The 6445-nt window shown below is 73.2% G+C and carries 5 protein-coding genes; all 5 read left to right on the top strand.

Annotated features, from left to right (window positions below; all coding sequences use genetic code 11):
• Positions 1-501 precede the first annotated feature (501 nt).
• The gene (locus tag GRC12_RS40595; RefSeq protein ID WP_208785467.1) at positions 502-1749 is read left to right on the top strand and encodes an MBL fold metallo-hydrolase; all 1248 of its coding nucleotides are present in this window, start codon (positions 502-504) and stop codon (positions 1747-1749) included.
• A 177-nt stretch (positions 1750-1926) separates the two neighbouring features.
• Positions 1927-2721 carry a DUF429 domain-containing protein gene (locus tag GRC12_RS40590; RefSeq protein ID WP_208785466.1) on the top strand — a complete coding sequence of 265 codons (795 nt, stop codon included), beginning with the start codon at positions 1927-1929 and terminating at the stop codon, positions 2719-2721.
• Positions 2722-2728: 7 nt separating this feature from the next.
• A complete protein-coding gene (locus GRC12_RS40585) occupies positions 2729-3121 on the top strand; it encodes an AraC family transcriptional regulator (protein WP_308286740.1) in 393 nt (130 codons plus the stop codon).
• A 103-nt stretch (positions 3122-3224) separates the two neighbouring features.
• The gene (locus tag GRC12_RS40580; protein WP_133042104.1) at positions 3225-3635 is read left to right on the top strand and encodes a VOC family protein; all 411 of its coding nucleotides are present in this window, start codon (positions 3225-3227) and stop codon (positions 3633-3635) included.
• Positions 3636-4042: 407 nt separating this feature from the next.
• The gene (locus tag GRC12_RS40575; RefSeq protein ID WP_208785465.1) at positions 4043-6415 is read left to right on the top strand and encodes a sensor histidine kinase; all 2373 of its coding nucleotides are present in this window, start codon (positions 4043-4045) and stop codon (positions 6413-6415) included.
• Positions 6416-6445: the final 30 nt, after the last annotated feature.

The raw sequence follows: 6445 nt of genomic DNA, 5'->3' as shown, positions 1-6445 counted from the left end.
GGGCTCAGGGAGGGGCGGCGCCCACGCGCGCGTACGCGTGTGCGCCGCCAGGACGCTCGGCCGCGCTGCCGCCCCCTCCGCGGCAGCGCGGCCCGCTCGGTCACGGGTCGCGCGAGATGACGAGCCGCATGATGTCGGAGTGATCCCCACCTTGGCGGCCTTGCGCCACAGGTCTCACGGCGTCTCGACGTCCGCCTCGTCGGCGAACGCGCGGGTGAGGTCCACGATGTCGTACTGCTCCGGACCGATCGGGAGGAGGTCGGTGGGCAGGTCGGACACGGTGCCTCCAGCGGGCCGCCGGGAAATTACTGAATCGCGGGTCAGTATCGGGAGCGGTCGGGTCCCCTGTCAACGGGGCCGCCACCGGGTCCGGGACCGCCGGGGAAGGGTTCGTTTCTTTGGGTTTTCTTTGGAAACCGTCCGGCAGGAACGGGACGATCCCGGTGTTGTCCGAGGGGGCGACCATAATGGAGTGCCTCACCGACTCCACCTGGAGGTACCGTGTCCGGTTTCCGTTCCCTGAGCTCCGGGCTCCGCGCGCTGCAGCCCGCGGCCTTCGGCGCGGACCCGAGCGGTGAGCGCATGGCGCGCATCCGCAGATCGCCCCACTTCAAGGACGGCGTCTTCCAGAATCCCGGAGGCACCGCCCGGACCCGGCCCTCCGGCTCGATGACGGAGTTCGCGAAGGTCTTCTTCGACAAGGAGGAGCGGCCCCGACGGGCCCCCAAGGGAAACATCCCGGTGCACGGCACCACGCTCGCGGACATCGCCAGGCCACCCGCCACCGGGCTGCGGCTGACCTGGATGGGGCACTCCAGCGTGCTCGCGGAGATCGACGGACACCGGGTCCTGTTCGACCCCGTCTGGGGCGAGCGCTGCTCCCCGTTCTCCTTCGTCGGCCCGAAGCGACTGCACCCCGTGCCGCTGCCGCTCGCCGCGCTCGGCCCGGTCGACGTCGTCGTCATCTCGCACGACCACTACGACCACCTGGACATGCCCAGCATCAAGACGCTGGCCGGCACGGACACCCTGTTCGCCGTTCCGCTGGGCGTCGGCGAGCACCTCGAGCTGTGGGGCGTCTCCGCCGACCGGATCCGCGAACTGGACTGGCACGAGGAGACGAGGATCGGCGGCCTCACCCTCACCGCCACCCCGGCCCGCCACTTCTGCGGACGCGGCATGCGCAACACCCAGCACACGCTGTGGGCCTCCTGGTCGGTCGCCGGGGACGAACACCGCGTCTACCACAGCGGCGACACCGGGTACTTCGAGGGCTTCAAGGACATCGGCACCGCGCACGGTCCGTTCGACGCCACGATGATCCAGATCGGCGCGTACTCCGACTTCTGGCCGGACATCCACATGACGCCCGAGGAGGGCATGCGCGCCCACCTCGACCTCCAGGGCGGAGCGCCGCACGGCGTGATGATGCCGATCCACTGGGCCACCTTCAACCTGGCCACCCACCCCTGGGCCGAGCCCGGCGAGGGCACGGTCGCCGCCGCCCACGCCACCGGCTCCCGTATCGCCCTGCCCCGTCCCGGAGAGCCCTTCGAGCCCACCGCCGAGACCGTCCCCGGCGACCCGTGGTGGCGCGCAGTGGCCCAGGAGCCGGCGGGCGGCTGGCCGACGGCGGAGGCCGTCGCGGGGGCCGCGATCAAGACGGCGGCGGACTCGGCTGCGAAGGAACAGGCCGACGCGAGGGGCGCCGAGGGGAGCGGGGATCCGGAGACGGTGCCGGCCGGGTGAGGCGGGCTGCGGCGAATGACGGGGACCGCGGCGCGGTGGTCCGGGCCGCGGCGAGCGACGGGGACCACGGGGTGGTCGTCCGGGCCGTGATCCCGGGGGCGTGGTGGTGCTCGACGGAGGGACGCCGGGGCGTGAGTGGGCGGGGCGTCGGCTGAGCAGGTGCGGAAGGGGCCCGGAATGCCGCGTCGGCAGGTCGTGACCGTCGGGGTCGATCTCGCCGCCAGTGCCCGGCGCACCGCCGTGTGCCGGGCGGAGTGGGACCACGAGGGCGCGCCGACGGTGGAGTTCGTCGTGCCGGACGGGGACGAGGATCTGCTGGCCCTGGTCCGCGGCTCCGACAAGACGGGTCTTGACTGTCCGCTCGGCTGGCCGACCGGCTTCGTGGACATGATCGCGGCCCACCACCAGGGGCTGCCGCTGCCGTCCCCGGCCCGCTTCGGGGATCGTACGGACGGCAGGCCGGGACTGGACCCGCTGCGCTTCCGGCTCACCGACGACCTCACCTGGAAGGCGACCGCGATGCGGCCGCCCCTGTCGGTCTCCACCGACCTGCTCGGCGTGGTCGCGCTCCGGGCGGCCCGCCTCCTGGACGCCCTCGGCACCGGATCCGTGCCGCGGGACGGCTCCGGGCCGGTCGCCGAGGTGTACCCCGCGGCCGCGCTGCGGCTGTGGGGCATCCGTCCCACCGGCAGCTACAAGAACGCCACCTCCGACGCACGGGCGGTGCGGGAGTACGTACTCGGGTCCCTCGAGGTGGGGCTGGGGCGGGCGCTGCCGGAAGAGGTGCGCACGCGGTGCGTCGTCAGCCACGACCACCTCGACGCACTGGTCTGCGCCCTGGTCGCCCGTGCCGTGCTGGTGGGCGACACCAGGTGGCCGTCCTCGGCCCAGGAGCGTGCCGCCGCCCTGCGGGAGGGCTGGATCCACCTGCCCGGCCCCGACCTCGCCGCCCTCAGCGGACCCGTGGTGTGATGGCGCCGTGAGCCGCGCCACCGAAGAGACCAACCGCCGGATGCTCCGCGCCCGGGACGCGATGGACCGTGCCTACGCGCAGCCCCTGGACGTACCGGCCCTGGCACGGATCGCCCATGTCTCCCCGGCCCACTTCGCCCGCACCTTCCGCGCCACCTTCGGCGAGACCCCGCACCGCTACCTCCAGCGCCGCCGCGTCGAACGCGCGATGTTCCTGCTCCGCGAGACCGACCGCAGCGTCACGGACATCTGTTTCGAGGTCGGCTTCGGCAGCCCCGGCACCTTCAGCCGCACCTTCCGCGACGTCGTCGGCCGCTCGCCGCGCGAGTACCGCAAGGAGTCCGTGGCCCTGGACGTGCCGACCTGCTTCACCATGGCGTGGATGCGGCCGAGCGCCTGACGGCCGCCTGACGGCCGGCCCGCGGTCGCGGTCTTCCCGGCGTTCGGGCGACTGAGCAGTTTTGGATAAGTTTTCGCCGGGCGGGGCTCGTAGCGTGATGCCCATGTTCACAGGAATCACGCACTCGCAGATCTACGTACTCGACCAGGACGAGGCCCTCGACTTCTACGTCGGCAAGCTCGGCCTGGAGGTCAACACCGACGCCGACCTCGGCTTCATGCGCTGGCTCACCGTCAACGTCCCCGGCCAGCCCGACCGCGAGGTCCTGCTGGAGCGGCCCGGCCCGCCGCGCCTGTCCGAGGAGACCGCGGAGCAGGTCCGCGAACTGCTCACCAAGGGGGCGACGGGCGGCTTCCTCATCTTCGGCACGGAGGACTGCCGCAAGACCTACGAGACGCTGCGGGCCAAGGGCGTCGAGTTCACCGAGGAGCCCACCGAGCGCCCGTACGGCATCGACTGCGGTCTGCGGGACCCCTTCGGCAACAGCATCCGCTTCACCCAGCCGAAGGCGTGAGCGCGCGCCGACCGTTGACACGGACAGTGACGCTCAGGGGTTGACTCGCCGGGGTTCGGGGAGCGTCCGAAACGGTCCGGTCCGGTCGGCGCGCGGGCGGACGGCGGCAATCGACGGCAATCCGAGAGGGCCGGGGAGCGATGGCCCCCCGGCCCTCGATCATTCCTCTCGACCAATTCTGACCAGCACTGATCGATCCGTTCTCGAGCCGGATCGAGTGTCCGCTGTGTTTATCGGTCTGTCGTACGACGCCTCATACCAGAGCGGGACGCTTCGCGTGGGACTTTGTCAACTGCCCACCGCACATGATGCCTTGGCGACTACTGTGAGTGTCCATCGGGCAACCCCTGCCCGAACCGCGCAGCCCGCGCCCCGGGCACCGACGGACCCGTACGACGAGGACACCGATGTCTCACCTCCGCGCACCGGCCGCACGCGCAGACCGCCGTGAGGGCGGACGGCACGGACGGCCCGTCGCCCGCACCGTTGCCTCGCTGCCCGAGACCCACATACGGCCCCAGTTGCTCCGGCTCGCCGTGCTGCCGCCCATCGCGGTCGCCCTCAGCGCCAGCGCGGCCGTGCTGTTCACGGTCCGCTCCACCGGGGTCCGGCCCGGGCTCACGCTGTGGGGAGTGCTGGGCGGCGCGGTCTCGGTGGCGCTGGCCGGCATCGTGACCGCGGCCGTGGCCGCCGACCGGGCCGCCCGGACCGTGAGCGAGCGCATCGCCACGCTGCGCCGCAGCGCCGCGCGCGGCGAGGCCGATCTGCGCGCGCTGGTCGAGGCACTGCGCCGCGGCGAGGCACCGCCCCAGCGCACACCCCGCGGCGCGCCCGCCGACGACGCGGACGACTTCGAACTGCTCGCCGCCGACCTGAGCCGGGCGCACGACGGCGCCGTCACCGCCGTCGTGCAGGCCGCGCAGCTCTCCAGCCAGGCGGGCAGCGAACAGAAGCTCGAGGTGTTCGTCAACCTCGCCCGGCGGTTGCAGTCGCTGGTGCACCGGGAGATCTCGATCCTGGACGAGCTGGAGAACGAGATGGAGGACCCCGACCTCCTCAAGGGCCTCTTCCACGTCGACCACCTCGCCACCCGGATCCGTCGGCACGCGGAGAACCTCGCCGTCCTCGGCGGTGCCGTCTCCCGCCGGCAGTGGAGCCATCCGGTGTCCATGACGGAGGTGCTGCGCTCCGCCATCGCCGAGGTGGAGCAGTACTCCCGGGTGAAGCTGGTGCCGCCGATCGACGGCACCCTGCGCGGGCACGCCGTGGCCGACGTCATCCATCTGCTGGCCGAACTGGTCGAGAACGCCACGGTGTTCTCCGCCCCGCACACCCAGGTCCTGCTGCGGGCCAACCTCGTCACCTCGGGGCTCGCCGTGGAGGTCGAGGACCGGGGGCTGGGCATGCCGGTCGCCGAGCAGAAGAAGATGAACGCGCTGCTCGCCGACCCCGACCAGGTCAATGTCGCGAGCCTGCTCGCGGACGGCCGCATCGGGCTGTTCGTCGTCTCGCAGCTGGCGCGGCGGCACGGCATCCACGTCCGGTTGCAGACCAACATCTACGGCGGCGTCCAGGCCGTACTCGTCGTACCGCAGGGCCTGTTGGGCCCGGCGCAGGGCATCCCCGGGGCCGTACCCCATCCGCACGGCGCCGCGGCGACGCCCGCACAGTCGTCCGGTCCGGGTCCCGCGACCGGCGGCCACCCTGTCGTGCCCCCACCGCCGACACCGCGACGTGTTGAGTCGTGGGAGAGCACGGGTACCGCCTCCGTCACGCCGAACGCCGGCACGTCGGCGAGCCCCGTCGTGGGCGGAGCCGGGGCGGGCGGCGGTACCCGGGCCGGCGCCGCTGCGAACGGCGCCTCGGTGAACGATTCCATGGCGAGCGACGGCACCACTGGCACCACTGGCACCACCCGCGGCGCCGTGCCGCGTGGCTCCGGCCCGGACAGCGGCACGGCCGACGGCGGCCTGCCGGACGGCGCCGGGGCGGACCTCTCCGCAGCGCGCGGCGGTACGGCGGGTGGCGCGGGTGGTGGTCACGCCACGGGGCAGGGGAGCGGGCCCGCGCCGCTGCCCGTGCGGGATGCCCGGGGGGAGCGGCCCAATCCCGCGGAGGCCGTACCCGGGATCCGGCCCGACGACCGGCGGGTCGTCGCGGAGAGCGTGGCCGCGCCGGCCACGCCCCGCACCGGGACGGTTCGCGGCACCATGGGCAAGCCCCAACTCCCGCGCCGCCGCGCCCAGGAGCACATCGCACCCCAGCTGCGCGACGGTCCCGCGCCCCGCCAGGACACCGACGCCCACACCGGCCACGACCCGGGCCTGATGGCCGCCTTCCAACGGGGCGTCGGCCTGGCGGAGGCCCAGCAGCACCTGGAGGCGGACCACATGGGTTCGGCACCCATGGGCGCGGACCCCATGGCGGCGCCGCCCATGGAGCGCTCCCGTCTGGATGCCCTGGACGACATGGGGGGCGCCCACATGTCCGCCCAGTACACCTCCGCATCGGGGCACCCGGACGCCTCCCCCTCGGCGGTCCGCCACACGGCCGGTGCCCACACGGACGCCTCCGCCACCACTCCGCCGCCGCACGGCATGGACGTACCGCGCATGGACGTATCGCGCATGGACGTACCGCGTAGGGACGTTCCGCGCATGGACGTACAGCACAGGGATGTTCCGCGCATGGATCCCGCGCACATAGCGGAGGCGCGCCCCGCAGCGGCTCGTGGCCATGACCGTCCCACCCGGCACGACGGGAGCGCACCAGCCGGATGACGAGCCCAGCCCGCACCCCCGTACTCACCC

The organism is Streptomyces griseorubiginosus, from assembly GCF_017614965.1.
In the GTDB taxonomy this organism is placed as follows: Bacteria; Actinomycetota; Actinomycetes; order Streptomycetales; family Streptomycetaceae; genus Streptomyces; species Streptomyces griseorubiginosus_B.
This window is presented reverse-complemented; position numbering and strand designations above follow the sequence as displayed.

Coding starts and splice junctions, on each gene's coding strand:
- GRC12_RS40575 (WP_208785465.1), top strand. CDS start 4,043: ATGTCTCACCTCCGCGCACCGGCCGCACGCGCAGACCGCCGTGAGGGC.
- GRC12_RS40580 (WP_133042104.1), top strand. CDS start 3,225: ATGTTCACAGGAATCACGCACTCGCAGATCTACGTACTCGACCAGGAC.
- GRC12_RS40590 (WP_208785466.1), top strand. CDS start 1,927: ATGCCGCGTCGGCAGGTCGTGACCGTCGGGGTCGATCTCGCCGCCAGT.